Below are 16,918 nucleotides of genomic sequence, written 5' to 3'. Positions count from 1 at the left end.
CCCGCCTATCAGTGCGCCGCATACGCGGGCATGTGCCATGCGGGATCAATAGCCGCTCTCGAGCTACTTGCTTACCACTTACTTACCACTTGCGGGCCGCTAAGCTTCGCAAGCCACTTAAACTGTCCATAATCTGCCCGGCAAAGCGGCAAGCGGTTTCCTCATGGTGTCCGGACATACGCTGGATGCCACGCTCGCAAACTGAACCACACAACGGCTTAATGCGCATGCCAACTCGAAACAAGCAGCCCGAAGACACATCACCCCATCCTTCCCGGACCGGCTTCGTGCGGGTCAGGGGCGCCCGCGAGCACAACCTGCGCAACATCGATGTTGACATCCCACGCGACGCGCTCGTCGTCTTTACCGGCGTCTCGGGATCGGGCAAGTCGTCACTAGCGTTCGGTACGCTCTATGCCGAGGCGCAGCGCCGTTATTTCGAATCGGTCGCGCCCTATGCGCGTCGCCTCATCGATCAGGTCGGTGTTCCGGAAGTGGATTCCATCGAGGGCTTGCCGCCCGCTGTCGCTCTGCAGCAGCAACGCGGTACGCCCAATGCACGCTCGTCGGTGGGCAGCGTGACCACGCTGTCCAGCCTCGTGCGCATGCTGTACTCGCGCACCGGCACCTACCCGGCGAAACAGCCCATGCTGTTCGCCGAGGATTTCTCGCCGAACACCGTGCAAGGAGCGTGTCCCACGTGTCACGGTCTGGGACGCGTCTACGAGGTGACCGAGCAATCGATGGTGCTCGACGACTCGCTGACTATCCGTGAGCGCGCAGTCGCTGCGTGGCCGCCGGCATGGCATGGTCAGAACCTGCGCGACATCCTGGTCACGCTGGGGTTCGATGTCGATAAGCCGTGGCGCGACTTGCCGAAGAAAGACCGCGACTGGATCCTGTTCACGGACGAGACACCGACCGCTCCCGTGTATGCCGGCATGACACCGCAAGAAACGCGCGCGGCGCTCAAGCGCCACGCGGAACCGAGCTACCAGGGCACGTTTACAGGCGCGCGACGCTATGTGCTGCACACATTCGCCAACACGCAAAGCGCGTTGATGAAGAAGCGCGTATCGCGTTTCATGGTGAGCAGTGCATGCCCGTCGTGCGGTGGCAAGCGATTGAAGCCCGAGGCGCTGTCCGTGACGTTCGCGGGACTTGATATAGGCGAGTTATCGCAGATGCCGCTCGCCCGGGTCGCCGATGTCTTGCGGCCTGTTGCTCGCGGTGAAGCACCGGAGGGCGCGAACATATCGATATCCGCAGCGGCATCATCCGGCGAGATATTGAGCAAAGACGAGATGCGGGCAGCGGTTGCGCGACGGGTCGCGTCCGGTGGCTCGGAACACAAGGCCTCTCCCGATATCAGACGGACTACGAATCAATCCAGGGAGAAGCAGGTTGCGGCCCAGCGGATTGCCAACGAGCTGCTCGAACGCCTGACTACGCTGATCGATCTCGGCCTGGGGTATCTGGCACTGGACCGGGGCACGCCGACCTTGTCGTCGGGCGAATTGCAACGGCTACGGCTGGCGACGCAACTCGCATCGCAGTTGTTCGGGGTCATCTATGTCCTCGATGAACCTTCCGCCGGCCTTCACCCCGCCGATGGCGAAGCGTTGTTCAGCGCGTTGCGGCGCCTGAAGGCCGCGGGCAATTCCCTGTTCGTGGTCGAGCATGATCTGGAGATGATGCGCCGGGCGGACTGGCTGGTGGATGTGGGACCGGCCGCGGGCACGGCGGGCGGACAGATTGTATATAGCGGACCGCCGGCCGGTCTGGCGGACATCGAGGAATCGCAAACGCGGCTGCATCTGTTTGGCGATTACCGGCCGGCTTCGCGTTCGAAGCGCACGCCAGCGGACTGGCTGCGGCTCGAGAAGGTGACGCGTAATAACTTGCACAATCTCGAGGTCGCTTTCCCGCTCGGCTGCTTCACGACGGTCACAGGCGTCTCCGGCTCGGGCAAATCCAGTCTCGTCAGCCAGGCGCTGCCCGAGTTGGTCGCGCAACGGCTTGGCCGCCCGATCGCAGCAGAAACGGATGAAGAGCGCGATCCGCTGCTGGATGCAGAGGACATCCCGACCGGCGGTGAGATAACGGCCGGGATGGAGAGAATCCGGCGACTGGTTCGCGTCGATCAGAAGCCGATCGGACGGACACCGCGTTCGAATCTTGCGACCTACACGGGCCTTTTCGATCACGTGCGCAAGTTGTTTGCGGAGACGCCCGCGGCGCGTCGTCGCCGTTATGACGCGGGCCGGTTCTCGTTCAATGTTGCGAAGGGCCGATGTCCGACGTGCGAGGGCGAGGGCTTCGTGAGTGTCGAATTGCTGTTCATGCCGAGCGTGTATGCACCGTGTTCAACGTGCGCAGGAACGCGCTACAACCCGGAGACGCTGGAGATCGAGTGGCAGGGAAAGAATATTTCGGACGTGCTGCGAATGACCGTGGACACCGCATACGCGTTCTTTGCCGAAGAACCGCAGATCATGCGCGCGTTGACTGTGCTCAAGGACATCGGACTGGGTTATTTACGCCTGGGCCAACCGGCCACTGAACTGTCCGGTGGCGAGGCGCAGCGAATCAAGCTGGCGACCGAACTTCAGCGAGCGCATCGAGGCGAGACCCTTTACATCCTGGATGAGCCCACGACCGGGTTGCATTCCACGGACAGCGACCGCTTGTTGATTCAATTGCAAGGGCTGGTCGATGCAGGCAACACCGTGATTGTCGTCGAGCACGACATGCGGGTGGCGGCCCAAAGTGACTGGGTCATCGACATGGGCCCCGGCGCGGGTGAGGAAGGCGGCAAGGTGATCGTCAGCGGCACGCCGGAAGACGTGGTGAAGGGGGGCAAAACCGGCCATACGTCGAGATACCTACAGGCCTGCTTGTCCTGAGCTTTCATCCGATGGCGAACCCGGTAAAAAAACAGCCGGTGACTCCGTAAGAGTCACCGGCTGCGGCAAGCCAAAACCGAAACGCTTAGTCCATGGTCTCGAGTGTCGGATAGTCCGTGTACCCTTCGGTACCGCGAGCGTAGAACGTCTCGGGGATCGGCGCATTCAACGCGGCGTCGCTTTCGAAGCGTTTCACGAGGTCAGGGTTGGCGATGAACAACTGCCCCCACGCGACGGCATCGGCGTCACCACGGTCGAGCGCTGCCTGAGCGCTTTCCTTGGTGAACTTCTCGTTAGCGATATAAACGCCTCCGAAGTCGCGCTTCAACTGAGGTCCGATCGAGTCTTCGCCCACACGTTCACGTGCGGCAATGAAGGCGATCTTGCGCTTGCCCAACTCACGTGCAACGTAACCGAAGGTAGCGGCGCGATTACTGTCGCCCATGCTGTGCGAATCGGCGCGCGGTGCGAGGTGCATGCCAACGCGGTCAGCGCCCCACACGTTAATAGCCGCGTCGACCACTTCGAGCAGCAGGCGTGCGCGATTTTCGATCGAGCCACCGTAGATGTCCGTGCGTTGGTTCGTGCTGTCCTGGAGGAACTGGTCGAGCAGATAACCGTTCGCGCCGTGCACTTCAACGCCATCGAAACCGGCAAGCTTCGCGTTCTCGGCACCCTTGCGGAATGCTGCAACCACCCCTTGAATCTCGTCGAGTTCGAGTGCGCGCGGCGTCACGAATGCGCGCTGCGGCCGCACAAGGCTCACATTGCCTTGCGCCGCGATTGCGCTCGGCGCTACGGGCAGGTCGCCGTTGAGGAAGATCGGGTCCGAGATCCGGCCGACGTGCCACAGTTGCAGCAGGATCGTGCCGCCTGCGTCGTGGACCGCTTTCGTCACGAGCTTCCAGCCTTCGACCTGCTCGTCCGACCAGATTCCCGGCGTTTCAGCGTAACCCACGCCCTGGGGCGTGACCGAAGTGGCTTCGCTCAGGATCATGCCGGCTCCGGCGCGATCAGCGTAGTACTGCGCCATCAACGCGTTGGGCACACGTTCAACACCTGCGCGCTGACGCGTGAGCGGCGCCATGATGACGCGGTTACGAAGATTAAAGGCACCAACTTTGAGTGGGTCGAAAAGATTCGGCATTTTGAAAGCATTCCTAAATAGGTTGTAATGAGAACCAGCAACCAGAACACGGTGAACAAGTTGACGCGTTAGAGGCCGTCAGAGCCCGTTATGAAGCTGATCGAGAAACGCCTGAATGACCGCTTCGTCGCGCCTGAAAAATATCCACTGCCCCACCCGCTTGGAGGTCACCAAACCCGCTTTGTGAAGCGTGCCCAGGTGAGCCGACACAGTGGATTGAGACATATCGCAGCGCGCGTCGATCTGACCGGCGCATACGCCATTCACGAGCGGAAACTGCTGCTCCGGGAAGTAGATCTCTGGCTCCTTGAGCCACGCGAGAATCTCGCGGCGGACCGGATTGGCCAGGGCCTTGTGAATGGCGTCGATATCCATGAAAAACGGCTTTAAGTAGAATCGCGATGAAACGAACTATATTTCGTAAAAAGACGATATGCAAGCAATCCACTATTGCCGATAGGGGTAATCCCGAGTCCCAACTCTTGCCCTTTTCTCTTCAGTTCGTTTTGCGCGTATAGCGAAGCCAGACCGCGTCGGGAGCGACTTGCTCGACCGATGCAAGGGTCAGATACGCCGGACTTTTCCATGCGTCCATTGGAACTTCGAATGACGACGGATGTTCGCTGCGGCCATCCACGAGCGGCAGGATCAGCACGCTCACCTCATCCACCAGACCGGCGTCCACGAACGCGCCGCTCACGTGCGAGCCGCCTTCCACGATCAGCTTCTTCACGCCCAGCTCGCGTCCAAGCGTATTGACTACATCGGCCAGGTCGATGTCGGTCTTACCGCCGAAAACATATGAAACGCCAATCGACTGAAGATAGGCGAGGAAGTCGTCGGAAACCTGCTCCGTCACCACTTCGATCACGTGCGATTCCAGCGCGGTACTCGACTTCCATTCAACCAGTCCCTTCGGATCAATGGAAATGGCGTATTGATCCGCGCCGCGTTGGGCGAAATGGTTTGTGCGAGGAACTGGCTGCTTCGCGAGGCCCTTCGGATAACCTTCTCCGTGCGCAATTTCCTGCATCGTGACGCGGCCGCAAATCCAGCCATCGGCTTCAAAGGTGCCGGCCGTGTTCTCGTAGAGGTCCGACGCAAAGTCGAGATGCCAGCCGTCGGTGAGGCTGCGGCCATCGACGGAAGACATCATGTGGCAAACAATATAGGGCTTCATGGACGTTGGTTTCCGCGTTGGGGGAAACCGAGCAATGCAGCAAGTAGTGTTCCGCGCCACTGGCTGAGAAGAAGGGGACAAAACCTTCCTGAAAGCCAGAACACGCTGGCATAGGAGGGATGCTTGTGGTCTCATTCGTCCTTTGGATCACGCGAATAACGCGCCGCCGTTCATGGACCTGAAGCAGATTCACTATTTCATCGCGCTGTTCGAAGATGGCTCGGTCACGCGCGCGGCAAAGCGGCTCAACATTGTGCAGCCGGCGCTCAGCATGCAGATATCGAAGCTCGAGGCAGAGCTCAACCAGCTTTTGTTCGAGCGCGGGCCACACGGCATGACGCCGACTGACGCCGCACGCCTGATGTATCGGCTATATGTACCGATCATTCGCGATATTGAACACGCGCGCGAACAACTGAGCCGCAGCGACGTGATCGTCACCGGGCGCGTGGCGCTCGGTATGGTGTCGTCTGAAGCGGAGAGCGTGCTGCCCGAATCGCTCGCCACCTTCAACGCGCTGTTCCCGCAAGTGGAAGTGTCGGTGGCGGACGGCTTCAGCGCGCAATTGATCGATGCGGTCGAGGCCGGGCGTCTGGATGCCGCGGTCATCAACAAGCCGCGCGGACGTCTCTCGCTCGACACGCGCTCCCTGCTCGACGAAGAGATGGTCCTGGTGACCAGCGTTATCCACGGACGACCAATGCCCGAGGCGATCGACCTGGCTGAAATAGGCGATCTCGAACTCGTGCTGCCCACCCGTCGCAACGGCCTGCGCGGCGTGCTGGATGCCGCGCTTCTCAACGCGGACATTGTGATCAAGCCGAAGTTTGAAATCGATCTGCTGAATACGATTGTGCAGTTCGTCGAACAGAGCAACGTGGCGACCATCCTGCCGCGTGTTGTCGTCCAGCGAAAAGTGGATGACGGCCTGCTGCGCGCTTACCGCATTGCCTCTCCGGGAATCGTGCGGCATATCGTGTGCGTGAGTCACCCGAAGCGGCCACTCGGCGCCGCGACGAACGCGCTCATCGAAATCATCACGGACAACATACGTCGCGTGACCACGACAGCCACAGCGTCATAGATCGCAACGCCAATTCGAGAGACATCAGCCCGCCTGCGCTGAACGATTCTCGAGCTTGCCCAGTGTCTCCGGCACGATGAACGCACCCGCGAGAAAGATCACGCTGATCACGCCGACGAAGATCGCCAGTGTCATCGGCAACTCGCTCGGGTCCTTCGCCACCAGCGAGACGGCGGTCGGCATCATGCCGCCGATCGCAAAGCCGATATTCCAGGACAGCCCCGTTCCGGTCGCACGAATCGCGGTCGGGAAACGCTCGTTCAGGAAGATCAGGATAGGCGCATAACCCGCGCTGCCGAGTGCGCTCAACACGACCGCGTAGACGCCGATCATGGTGATGCTTTGCGCGCTGGGCAACAGCAGGAACAACGCGGGCAGCGCGACCAGGCGCACCAGCCCCATCCAGATGAACGCCGTCTTGCGGCCGATGACCGTGCTCAGGTGCCCCGCCGCCACCGACGCCACGAGTACCCCGACGCTCGCGATCATCAGGATGGCAGCGGCCGCGCCGTTGGGCACGTGGCTGACCACCTTGAGGAAGGTCGGCAGGTAGCCCGAGGTCAGGTAATAACCGCTGCCGCCGCCAATCGTAAGCAACAGGTTGACGAACAGGATGCTGCGATAGTCCCGCGAAAATAGCGTCTTGATCGGCGATCGGATGACTTCCACCGGCGCGGAGATATCGCGCGCTGCGGCCTTCGCGGCCTTATCTGCCGCCAGCTTTTTCCACAACGGCGACTCTTCGAGGCTATTGAACACGAACAGGCCAAGCACCGAACTGATGATGCCGGTGAAGAACATGCAACGCCAGCCCCATACGTCGAAGAGCGCGCCGGGAAAGATCGACGACATGGTCAGGTACACGATAGAAGCAAGCAAGGCGCCCAGGCCCGCACCACCACCGCCGATCAACCCGGACACCGCGCCGCGATACTTCGGCGCCACCGATTCCGTGCCGATGGTATGCGTGGACGCGACCACTCCGCCGACGAACACGCCTTGCACCAGCCGCAACGCGAGGAACAGGATTGGCGCTACCAGGCCGACCTGTGCAACAGTAGGCAAGACACCGAAAAGCGCGGTCGATATCCCCACGCCGACGACCGCGAGAATCATCGCGCCCTTGCGGCCGTGCCGGTCCGCGTAGGAACCGAACCACGCGGAGCCGAGCGGGCGCATCAGCAGGGTCACCGCGAATGACGCGTAGACCGCTGCCAGCGAAAGCATCGCATGTTCAGACGGAAAGAACAGCCGGCCAACCACAGGAGCCACATACAGCAGCACGAACAGATCGAACAGATCGAGTGCCCAACCGAGGCATGAGGCCACGACTGCGCCCATTACCTGTCGCGTGTTGACTACGGGCGCAACGGCGCTTTCCTGTGCTGCTACGGACATTGTTGTCTCCTTGAAGGTCACGGTGTCTTCTCTCGAATGGCACCCTGTTTTTGGCACGTCAGACCCTCGTGCTCTCGTTGGAATTCTCACCATGCGGTGTGATGCAAGCTTCAGCTACCGCGAAACACCGGCTTGCGTTTGCCATGAAACGCTTCCACGCCTTCACGGAAATCGTCCGATGTCCGCAGCCGGCTATAGCTGTGCCCTTCAAGTTCGATAGCAATCGAGAGCGGCGCATCTTCCGTATCGTTCAGCAGCTTCTTGGCCGTGCGTTGTGCGAGCGGCGAGAACGCGCGCAGTTCATCGACGAGTGCATCGGTCGTGGCTTCCAGTTGCGCGTCGGCTACGCACTCCACCGCGATGCCCCATTCGTATGCCTGCTTGCCCGGAATCCGGCGCGAGCGCATCACAATATCCTTGGTCCTGCCAATCCCCACCATCTGTTGCAGGCGCGCCGATCCGCCCGAGCCCGGGATCTGGCCGAGCTTCTGCTCCGGCAGCGCGTAGAAGGTCGTGTCGGTTGCAATGCGGAAGTCACAAGCGAGCGATAATTCGAAACCCACGCCAAAGCAGAAGCCGCGATTCGCCGCAATCACCGGCTTCGAGCAGCGAGCGGGCGACGCGATATTCCACGCCAGTTTCGACACAGTTTCCGGCGATGCCTCGAGGAAACCCTTGATGTCGCCACCGCTTGAAAAATGTTCGCCGATGGCGCGGACGACGATCACGCGCACGCGGTCATCTTCGTCGAGCGCTTCGAACACCGCGCGCAACTGGTCGCGTGCGTGCATCGAAATGACGTTGAGCGGCGGACGATGCAAGATGATGTCTGCACGCTCGCGTTTTTCATCGACTTCAATCGAGAAGCCGTCCAGGTCCTGCAACAGCGTCTGGCCGCGATGGGTCAAGTCGGTCATCGGTTACTCCTTCGTTGTTTCGGTAGGGTTGTTCGTGATATCGGGGTCATAGTCACCGGCAGACAACTTGCGGCGCAGGATCTTGCCGACCGGCGACTTTGGAATCTCATCGACAAAGACGTAGTCGCGCGGACGCTTGAAATTGACGAGATCCGATTCGCGGCACCAGGCGTCGAGCGCGCCGGCATCGACGTAATCACGGCGCTTGATGAACGCAACCACGCGCTGTCCCCAGCGCTCGTCTTTCACGCCCGCGACCGCCACTTCGTCCACAGCCGGATGCAACGACAACACCGATTCAATATCGACCGGCGAGATGTTTTCGCCGCCGCTGATGATCATGTCGTCGACCCGGCCGCTCACGAAGAGGTCACCATCCTGGTCGAAGAAACCCGTGTCGCCGGTGAAGTACCAGCCGTCGCGCAAGGACTTCGCATTCGCATCCGGACGATTCCAGTAACCTTCGAATGCTTCGTCGCCAAGCAGGTCCGCGATGATCTGGCCTTCCTCGTGCACGGCCACGACATCGGTCGGCGAGGCAGCATCCAGCTTCACCACGCGCAACCGTGTGTTGATGCCCGCGCGTCCCGCGCTGCCGGGTTTGCGCGTGGCGTCCTGGTCAATGCTGCACGTGTACACCTCGGAAGATCCGTAGTGGTTCACGAACAGTTCAGGCTTGAATGCGGCAGATAGACGTTTCAGCAGGCCGTCGCTCATGGGTGCGCCCGCGAAACCGAGCTTCGTCACGGAACCAATGCTTGCGTTTGCAAAGCCCGGTGCGGCCAGCAGGTCGTGATAGAGCGTGGGCACGAGATACAGGCATGTGAGCTCGAACGAGCCAATCGATTCCAGCGCTTGCGGTCCGTTCCAGCGCCGCACGCAAACGAACAGGCCGTCGACTAACGCCATGGCGAGCAGCGAGCGCACGCCCATGGTGTGATAAAGCGGCATGACGCCCAGCGTGCGCTCGCCGTAGCGGTACAGGTTTTGCGCCACGTGCGCGAGCGCAGCAGCGCGTTCATGCCGGTGACGGCGCGGCACGCCCTTCGCTTTGCCGGTTGTCCCGGAGGTATAGAGGATCAGCGAGATGTCGTCGGCTGTGGCGTCTGTCGTGGCGTCCGTCGTGACGCTCGCTGCAGGTCCGCTCAGCAATGCATCGAACGAAGTCGTACCGCGGGCGTCGTCCAGTGCGATACGCGGCAGCTTCTGCGCCGCCTCGCTTGCATAGACCGCATCGGCGGAGACCGGTTCGAAGACGACCGCTTTCGCGCCTGCATCGATCACGCAATAGTCGAGTTCCTCGGGCTTCGCGCGCCAGTTCAACGGCGTCATGACAATGCCCGCAAACTGGCAGGCCCAATGCAGCGTCGCCATTTCCCAGCGGTTTTGCAACACCACGAGCAAGCGGTCGCCGCGTGCGAGACCCAGCTCGCGCAAACCGCCGGCTACCTTGAGGATGGTGTCGTGCCACTGTGCGTAAGTCAGCTTGACGTCACCATCCACGATGGCAAGCGTGTTGGGGCTGCGTTCAACGCTTTGCAAAAAGGTCCGGCCGAGATCAAGCATGTTCCGGCTCCTTCTTGCTGCTCTTGTTGTTCTTGTTACGCAAAGCCGCTACGTCGAGCACCGCCGCCACGATCGGCGTATAGCCTGTACATCGGCACAGATGACCGGACAGCATCTCTCGTACTTGCGTCTCCGTCGGGTCCGGCACCCGCTTGAGATAGTCCGCGCACGACATCAGAATGCCCGCCGTGCAAAAGCCGCACTGCAACGCATGATGACGTTGGAAGGCCCGTTGCAGATCACCCAGCGTCTGGTCAGGCGCGAGACCTTCAACCGTGTCCACCCGACGTCCTTCCACTTGTACGGCAAGCATCAGGCACGAGCGAGCCGCCACGCCGTCCACATGTACGGTGCATGCACCACACACGCCGTGTTCACACCCCACGTGCGTTCCGGTCGCGCCGAGTTCATGACGCACGAAATCGGACAACAGGTCACGCGATTCACAATAGCCCGTGCGCTCCCGTCCGTTGAGTGTCACGGTGATGCGCCGGCGCTCGCCCCGCGCAAGCGTGGTCGATGATGTCTTGCTCACTTCGCCTCCTCTATCACGCGCCATCCGAGCTGCCGCACCAGATGGCGTCTATACATTGCGCTGACATGGGTGTCGTCCTGCGCATTCAGCTTCCAGCTCAAGTCGTTGAGCGCGCCACGCAAATCATCGCCATGCAGCCTTGGCCATTGCTCGACCACCGGCCGGTCCGCCACACCGCCTACGGCGATCCTGATCGATGTATCGGTGACCACGGTGGCGCACGCGACCATCGCGAAGTCGCCATGGCGTGCTGAAAACTCGGTAAAGGCGTATTGCTCGCCAGCCCGCTTCAACGGGAACCGCACGCCTTCAACCAGTTCGTCGGGCTCGCGCGCGGTCATCAACATGCCCTGGAAAAAGTCTTCCGCCTTGAGCACGCGCTTGCGTTTCTTCGATCGCAACATGACGTCGCCACCCAGTACCGAGAGCACCAGCGGCAGCTCTGCACTAGGGTCGGCATGGGCGATCGACCCGCATACGGTGCCGCGATTGCGGACCTGAAAATGCGAGATGTGCGGGAACGCGAGCGCGAGCAAGGGGACTTCATTCTGCAGTGACGCACGCCATTCCACGCTGCCTTGCGTGGCGGCCGCGCTCACCACGAGATGACCGTGGTCAATGCTCACGCGATCGAGTTCCTCGGTGCGAGAGATATCGACCAGTACCCGCGGTTGCGCAAGCCGCATGTTCAGGACGGCCATCAGCGACTGGCCGCCTGCAAGGATGCGTGCGTCCTCGCCCGTTTGAGCGAGGGCCTCGAGCGCGTCGTGCGTAGAAACGGCGCGCAGATAATCGAATGGCGCCGGTTTCATGATTTTCTCCTGAAGCGTGCAACGAGCCGGCCGAGCCACGAACCGCCAGCTTTTACGGGCTTGCCCGCCGCCTGACGTCCCAGTGATTCAAACAGTTGGCGCAACACGACCTTAGCCGCGCCTTCAAGCATCCGTGCGCCTACGGCTGCGACCTTGCCCGAGACCTGTGCCTCGTAGTCGTAGGTGAGCCGCGTGCCGGTACCAACGGGCGTGAGTTCCACGAGGCCATTGCCGCGTGCGCTGCCAAGCGACGACATGCCTGCGCCGGCGAGACGCAACCGGTGCGGAGGATCGAGATCGGACAACGTGATCTCCGCTTCGAAGCGCGCCTTGATCATCCCGACGCCCACCGTCACATCCGCGCGATACGCGTTCTCGCCCTTCGCTTCAAGCGCGTGACAACCAGGGATCACTTTGGCGAGCGCGTTCGGATCGAGCAGCACCGCGAAGATTGCATCCGGCGACGCAGCGAGATCCACGCTGCCTTGCGCGGTCAGCGCTTTGCCGCCCGGCAAGACCGGCTTCTTCTGCTGCGTCTCCCGGAACTCGGGCCGTGAAGGCTCCGGGTCATCGATACCGACCAGCGCCATCACTTTCGAAGGCGTGAGCGGCAAACGGATGTCATCCACACCGAGCGCGTCGGCCACTGCATTTGCGATACAGGGCGGCGTACTCATATTGTTGCCTTCGCCCAAGCCCTTGGCGCCGAGCGGCGTAAACGGCGAAGGCGTCTCCAGGTGGATGATCAGCGGATCAGGCACTTCGCACGTAGTCGGCATCAGGTAATCGGCGAGCGTGCCAGACTGGAAACTGCCGTCGGCGCCATAGCGGAACTCTTCCATCAGCGCCGCGCCGAGCCCCTGCGCGAACGCGCCGCGAATCTGGCCATCGGCGAGCGCTGGGTTCAGCAACGTGCCGGCATCGTGTGCGGTCACATAGCGGTCGATCCGCACGCGTCCTGTTGCACGGTCCACTTCCACGCCGCACATGTCGAAGGCAAAACCATAAGCCGCCGATGTATTGATGCGGTCCTGCTCATCAGGCGCGTCCATGTTTTCCGGCGTCCAGAACACCGTCTCGCGCAGACCCGGCTCTTCGCCTTCCGGCAGTAACGCAGGCGCCCAATGCGGTGCGTTGCTTGCTACGCGGCCGAAGGGCATTGCGCTGGTTTCATCGCCTGCTTTGTAGATGCGTCCACCTTCGAAACGGATATCACCGGGCTTACACGCGAGCTGCGACGAAACAATGCGCGCCAGCTTGTCGCGCACCCGCACGGCCGCGAGATGCACCGTGCCCGCCACTGCTCCGGCGAAGCGGCTCGAATAATTTCCCGCCGCCACCGACCACGCATCCTTGTGCGTATCGAACTCCACATTCACCACGATCTCATGCGGCGCGAGCCCGAGCACGTCCGCCACCACTTGCGCGCATACGGTCATGTGCCCCTGCCCGGCCGGTGTCGAGGCCACCGTCACCACCACGCCGCCAAGCAGGTCGACACTGACCGTCGCGCTCGCAATCGCACCGCTCTTGGGGCCAGCCTTCTTGCGCGCTTCGGCCGGCATCACGGTCGTGATGTAGCCCATGTTCGATACCGACGGTTCAACGATCGCCGCAAAGCCGATGCCGTACAAACGGCCTTCCTTGCGCGCGACTTCGCGGCGTGCCCTGAGCTCGTCGTAACCGCCCTCGGCGAGCGAGCGTTTCAGCGCTTCCTGATAATTGCCCGAGTCCAGCAACGCACCCGCCGCGGCGCGATAGGGGAAGGCATCGGCGGGCACGAGATTGCGCCGGTACACGTCCAGCACATCAAGCTTCAACTCGATCGCGATGCGTTGCATCAGGCGTTCGAGGGCGAAATAAACCTGCGGGCCGCCGAAACCGCGCACGAGGCCCGTGGGCGTCTTGTTGGTCAGCACAACCCTGTTGCGCACCAGCAGCCCGGGAATGGCGTAGGCGCCCGTTAAACACCCGTGCATGCGATAAAACGTGGCAGGCTCGGGCGCGCGCAGATAACCGCCGCAATCCTCGACCTGGTCGTAGTTGAGCGCGGTGATCCGGCCGTCGTTTTCCACGGCCGCTTCGAGCGTGGTCAGCCGCGCCGTGGCGGAGGTCGCCGCGCTCAGGTGTTCGAGCCGGTCTTCCACGTATTTCACCGGCGCGTTCGCCTTGCGCGAAGCGAGGCACATCAGCACGACGTAGGGGAATACGGCCTGCTTCACGCCGAAGCTGCCGCCGGAATCGCGCGGCGCCTTGTGACGCAAGCGGTTAGCCGGCACGTTCAGCGCGAGCGCCATCACCGCGTGCAGCGAGAACGGCCCCATGAAATTGGAGGTGACGTCATACCCTTCGTCGCCGGAGAGGTACTCGGCGATCACCACGGCGCATTCGATCGGAGCACAGGTATTGCGCGGATAGTGCGCTTCCAGCTTCACGCGATGCGCTGCGTTCCTGAATGCCGCTTCGGGTTCGCCATAGCGGAAACTGCGGTCGCTGATCACGTTGGTCTGGACGTTCTTATGCAGCACCGGCGCGTCGCTTTTGAGCGCGCCTTCTATTGACGTCACCGGGTCGAGCGTCTTGTATTCCACCTTGATCAGGTCGAGCGCGTCCTCGGCCAGTGCACGCGATTCAGCCATCACCACCGCAACAGGTTCGCCGACGTAACGCACGCGATCGGTCGCAAGCGCCCACTGCTCCATCTTCGACTTCACGCCGACCACGAACGGGCGCGACCACGCAGCCAGGTCGTCACGCGTGAGCACCCCTCGCACGCCTTCGCATGCGAGCGCAGCGGTGGTATCGATGGAAATCAGTTCGGCATGGGCGTGCGGCGAGCGCAGGACGGCGGCGTGCAGCGTGCCTGGCTTGATCGCCAGATCGTCGCCATAACGGCCGCGGCCAGTCAGGATGGCGGGGTCTTCGAAACGTTCGATCGACTTCCCGACATGAGTGGTTTTGGGCTTCAGCGCTTCCCGAGCCTCTTGCACCTCCGGCGCGTCTCGCACCGCTATGACCGCCTCGGATGCGCGCGCATCGATACCGGCGAAGCCGGCCTGTTCGCGCTGGTTCATTCGTCTGCCCCTTCGTTGCTTCGAGCGCTGAACTCATCGGCGAGACCGCTCCATCGCCGGGCTATTTCACGGTGCTCGATGCTGAACAGATCGAGAATCCGGCCCACCGTATGGTCCACAACATCTTCGATGGTCTTCGGATGCGCATAGAACGCCGGGACCGGAGGCATCACGATCGCGCCCATCTCGGTCGCCAAGGTCATGTTGCGCAAGTGCGCGAGATTGAGCGGTGTTTCTCGCGCCACCAGCACCAGCCGGCGGCGCTCTTTCAGCATCACGTCGGCGGCACGCGTGAGCAGGTTGTCGGCAAAACCATTCGCTACAGCAGCCAGCGTTTTCATTGAGCAGGGCGCCACGACCATGCCGCTTGTGACAAACGAACCACTGGCAATCGACGCGCCTACATCACGAACGTTGTGCACAACGTCGGCGAGCGCATCGAGATCGTTACGCGTAAGCCCGAGCTCCTGCGCCGCCGTGACCGCACCCGACGCCGACACGACCAGATGCGTCTCGTGCGTACCAATACGCCGCAGCGCAGCAAGCAGCCGCACGCCGATGACAGCGCCGCTCGCCCCTGAGATGCCGACAACCAGGCGCGGCTTTTGATCGGCGCTCATGAGTGCTCGCCCAGGTACGTGTTGAAGCCGTCATTATCGGGAGCAACAAGCGCGTCGAGATCGACCGCGTCGTAGCCGGGAATCCGCACGCGGGTGAACACGTGGCCCGAATAAACCACCGGCCGCGTGGCGTCCAGGCCCATCTTCGCGCTGACGCCCTGCAGATGCGCCGGCGCGTCGTCCGGTTGGCCGACCGTCGTCGACGGGTCCAGCGGCGAGCCTTGCGCGCCTTCGATCAACACCAGATCGCGGTCTGCCTGGAAACGCGTGGCGATCGCCCATTCGATTTCGGCGGGATCATGAATGTCGACGTCGGTGTCCACCACCACGACCTGCTTGATGTCGTAGTGCGCGCCGAACGCGCACAGGATCACGTTCTTCGCCTCGCCCTCGCGCTTCTTCTCGAACTGCACCCACAGGTGATATCGGCATACGCCGCCCACTGAAAGATGCACGTCGGTCACGCCGGGATGACTGCGTTGAAGGTGCGATAAAAGCGTCGCCTCACGCGGAATCCCGCCAAGCAGCAAGTGCTCCATCTCGGCTGGCAAGATGGTGTGATAAACCGGCTTTTGCCGATGGGTGACGGCCGTCACCTCGATCACTTCGCGCGCTTCCTGTGCGCTGTAGTACTTCGGAAATTCACCGAACGGGCCTTCCGCTTCGCGCACGTCCGGCAGGATGCGGCCCTCGATCACGATCTCCGCGAACGCCGGCACACGCACCTCGTTCGTCACGCATTTAACGACCGGCAAGGGCGCGCCATGCAATGCGCCGGCAATCTCCAGCTCGTCGAAATCGATCGGAGAAATGGCTTGCGACGCGAGCATCGTCAGTGGATCGACCCCGATTGCGACCGCAATATCGAGCGCGTCGCCCGCGGCTTCGGCAGTCTTCTGGAATGCATGAAGATGACGCGGCAGCAGCAGGATCGCCATGCGATCGCGAGCGTGAACCTGGATACGGTTGATCGAAACGTTTTGTATGCCGGTGCGGGGGTTCCGTGCAATCACGAGACCTGCGGTGATGTACGGACCGTTGTCGTGTTCGCTATGGGTGGGGATCGGCAGCAACGCGTGAAGGTCGATGCCGCTGGTGTGGACGACTTGCTGGCAAGCGGCTTCCCCGGCGGGCACTTCTTTCCATGGCAGCGGATGATCCGCTGCATCGCGGAAACGTTGCAGCAGGTCCTTCTCCGCCACGCCCATGGCTTCGGCAATCCACTCGCGCCTGGACATAAAGCCGCTGACCACCGGCATGTCGTGTCCACCGGGCGCGAGGAATACTGCCGCTTGCTTGCCGTCGAGGCGCTTCGCCACAGCCGCGAGCTCATGTTTTAGCGCGACCGGCTTGGCGATGGTCGCAACGCGTCCCGTAGCCGAGAGGTGGGCGAGCCAGCCACGCAGCGACAACGCGTCGAAGGATTGTCGGGCTGGCGGGATCGTTCCGGTGCCGTTCGTCGCGGCGTCACGTTGGTTCATCTGCGTCTCCATCATTTCTGAAATGAAGCGTAACGAGAACGCGATATAACTTCTAATACTGTTTTTTGATGCTGTCGATCAGTACCCGTGATATCCGTGTTTGCCCCGATGTAAGTATTTTGTTAGTGGAATATCAATACCATGGGACTTGGGCGCGATGTCCGTTGACCTGGCGTCTGATAAAACACCGCTGCTTTA

At 61.8% G+C, this 16,918-nt stretch carries 13 protein-coding genes; 2 read left to right on the top strand and 11 right to left on the bottom strand.

The features are described 5' to 3' along the window. The first annotated feature begins 221 nt into the window (after positions 1-221). Complete coding sequence (locus tag FH08_RS0139955) at positions 222-2,906, top strand: excinuclease ABC subunit UvrA (protein WP_152603038.1); 2,685 nt, start codon at positions 222-224, stop codon at positions 2,904-2,906. A gap of 85 nt (positions 2,907-2,991) precedes the next feature. On the opposite strand, the gene FH08_RS0139950 is transcribed toward FH08_RS0139955, so the two are convergent. The 3 genes from FH08_RS0139950 to FH08_RS0139940 form a co-directional block, all read right to left on the bottom strand. Further along, complete coding sequence (locus FH08_RS0139950) at positions 2,992-4,053, bottom strand: alkene reductase (RefSeq protein WP_031363718.1); 1,062 nt, start codon at positions 4,051-4,053, stop codon at positions 2,992-2,994. Positions 4,054-4,131: 78 nt separating this feature from the next. Further along, entirely contained in the window at positions 4,132-4,428 is a 297-nt protein-coding gene (locus FH08_RS0139945; protein WP_031363717.1) for an ArsR/SmtB family transcription factor, read from the bottom strand. Positions 4,429-4,549: 121 nt separating this feature from the next. Beyond that, complete coding sequence (locus tag FH08_RS0139940) at positions 4,550-5,233, bottom strand: RibD family protein (RefSeq protein ID WP_031363716.1); 684 nt, start codon at positions 5,231-5,233, stop codon at positions 4,550-4,552. A 172-nt stretch (positions 5,234-5,405) separates the two neighbouring features. Here FH08_RS0139940 and FH08_RS0139935 point away from each other — a divergent pair, with 172 nt between their 5' ends. After that, the gene (locus tag FH08_RS0139935) at positions 5,406-6,317 is read left to right on the top strand and encodes a LysR family transcriptional regulator (protein WP_031363715.1); all 912 of its coding nucleotides are present in this window, start codon (positions 5,406-5,408) and stop codon (positions 6,315-6,317) included. 24 nt (positions 6,318-6,341) lie between these two features. Here FH08_RS0139935 and FH08_RS0139930 read toward each other — a convergent pair whose 3' ends face one another. The 8 genes from FH08_RS0139930 to FH08_RS0139895 form a co-directional block, all read right to left on the bottom strand. Continuing rightward, positions 6,342-7,715, bottom strand: coding sequence for an MFS transporter (locus FH08_RS0139930; protein WP_031363714.1), 1,374 nt, complete (start codon positions 7,713-7,715; stop codon positions 6,342-6,344). A 110-nt stretch (positions 7,716-7,825) separates the two neighbouring features. Further along, positions 7,826-8,632 carry an enoyl-CoA hydratase/isomerase family protein gene (locus tag FH08_RS0139925; protein ID WP_031363713.1) on the bottom strand — a complete coding sequence of 269 codons (807 nt, stop codon included), beginning with the start codon at positions 8,630-8,632 and terminating at the stop codon, positions 7,826-7,828. Positions 8,633-8,635: 3 nt separating this feature from the next. Further along, entirely contained in the window at positions 8,636-10,198 is a 1,563-nt protein-coding gene (locus FH08_RS0139920; protein WP_031363712.1) for an AMP-binding protein, read from the bottom strand. Next, positions 10,191-10,733 (bottom strand): (2Fe-2S)-binding protein, encoded by a 543-nt coding sequence (locus tag FH08_RS0139915; protein WP_031363711.1) that lies wholly within the window; start codon positions 10,731-10,733, stop codon positions 10,191-10,193. The genes FH08_RS0139920 and FH08_RS0139915 overlap by 8 nt, the downstream gene beginning before the upstream one ends. Continuing rightward, positions 10,730-11,545: an FAD binding domain-containing protein gene (locus FH08_RS0139910; protein ID WP_031363710.1), complete on the bottom strand. Its 816-nt coding sequence runs from the start codon at positions 11,543-11,545 to the stop codon at positions 10,730-10,732. The genes FH08_RS0139915 and FH08_RS0139910 overlap by 4 nt, the downstream gene beginning before the upstream one ends. Then, positions 11,542-14,619 (bottom strand): xanthine dehydrogenase family protein molybdopterin-binding subunit, encoded by a 3,078-nt coding sequence (locus FH08_RS0139905; protein WP_031363709.1) that lies wholly within the window; start codon positions 14,617-14,619, stop codon positions 11,542-11,544. Before FH08_RS0139905 ends, FH08_RS0139910 begins: the two co-directional genes overlap by 4 nt. Next, entirely contained in the window at positions 14,616-15,239 is a 624-nt protein-coding gene (locus FH08_RS0139900; RefSeq protein ID WP_031363708.1) for a UbiX family flavin prenyltransferase, read from the bottom strand. Before FH08_RS0139900 ends, FH08_RS0139905 begins: the two co-directional genes overlap by 4 nt. Continuing rightward, a complete protein-coding gene (locus tag FH08_RS0139895) occupies positions 15,236-16,720 on the bottom strand; it encodes a UbiD family decarboxylase (protein WP_031363707.1) in 1,485 nt (494 codons plus the stop codon). The genes FH08_RS0139900 and FH08_RS0139895 overlap by 4 nt, the downstream gene beginning before the upstream one ends. Between the last annotated feature and the right edge of the window lie 198 nt (positions 16,721-16,918).

This window comes from Caballeronia sordidicola, from assembly GCF_000729995.1.
GTDB lineage: Bacteria > Pseudomonadota > Gammaproteobacteria > Burkholderiales > Burkholderiaceae > Caballeronia > Caballeronia sordidicola_A.
This window is presented reverse-complemented; position numbering and strand designations above follow the sequence as displayed.

Coding starts and splice junctions, on each gene's coding strand:
- FH08_RS0139955 (WP_152603038.1), top strand. CDS start 222: ATGCGCATGCCAACTCGAAACAAGCAGCCCGAAGACACATCACCCCAT.
- FH08_RS0139950 (WP_031363718.1), bottom strand. CDS start 4,053: ATGCCGAATCTTTTCGACCCACTCAAAGTTGGTGCCTTTAATCTTCGT.
- FH08_RS0139945 (WP_031363717.1), bottom strand. CDS start 4,428: ATGGATATCGACGCCATTCACAAGGCCCTGGCCAATCCGGTCCGCCGC.
- FH08_RS0139940 (WP_031363716.1), bottom strand. CDS start 5,233: ATGAAGCCCTATATTGTTTGCCACATGATGTCTTCCGTCGATGGCCGC.
- FH08_RS0139935 (WP_031363715.1), top strand. CDS start 5,406: ATGGACCTGAAGCAGATTCACTATTTCATCGCGCTGTTCGAAGATGGC.
- FH08_RS0139930 (WP_031363714.1), bottom strand. CDS start 7,715: ATGTCCGTAGCAGCACAGGAAAGCGCCGTTGCGCCCGTAGTCAACACG.
- FH08_RS0139925 (WP_031363713.1), bottom strand. CDS start 8,632: ATGACCGACTTGACCCATCGCGGCCAGACGCTGTTGCAGGACCTGGAC.
- FH08_RS0139920 (WP_031363712.1), bottom strand. CDS start 10,198: ATGCTTGATCTCGGCCGGACCTTTTTGCAAAGCGTTGAACGCAGCCCC.
- FH08_RS0139910 (WP_031363710.1), bottom strand. CDS start 11,545: ATGAAACCGGCGCCATTCGATTATCTGCGCGCCGTTTCTACGCACGAC.
- FH08_RS0139905 (WP_031363709.1), bottom strand. CDS start 14,619: ATGAACCAGCGCGAACAGGCCGGCTTCGCCGGTATCGATGCGCGCGCA.
- FH08_RS0139900 (WP_031363708.1), bottom strand. CDS start 15,239: ATGAGCGCCGATCAAAAGCCGCGCCTGGTTGTCGGCATCTCAGGGGCG.
- FH08_RS0139895 (WP_031363707.1), bottom strand. CDS start 16,720: ATGAACCAACGTGACGCCGCGACGAACGGCACCGGAACGATCCCGCCA.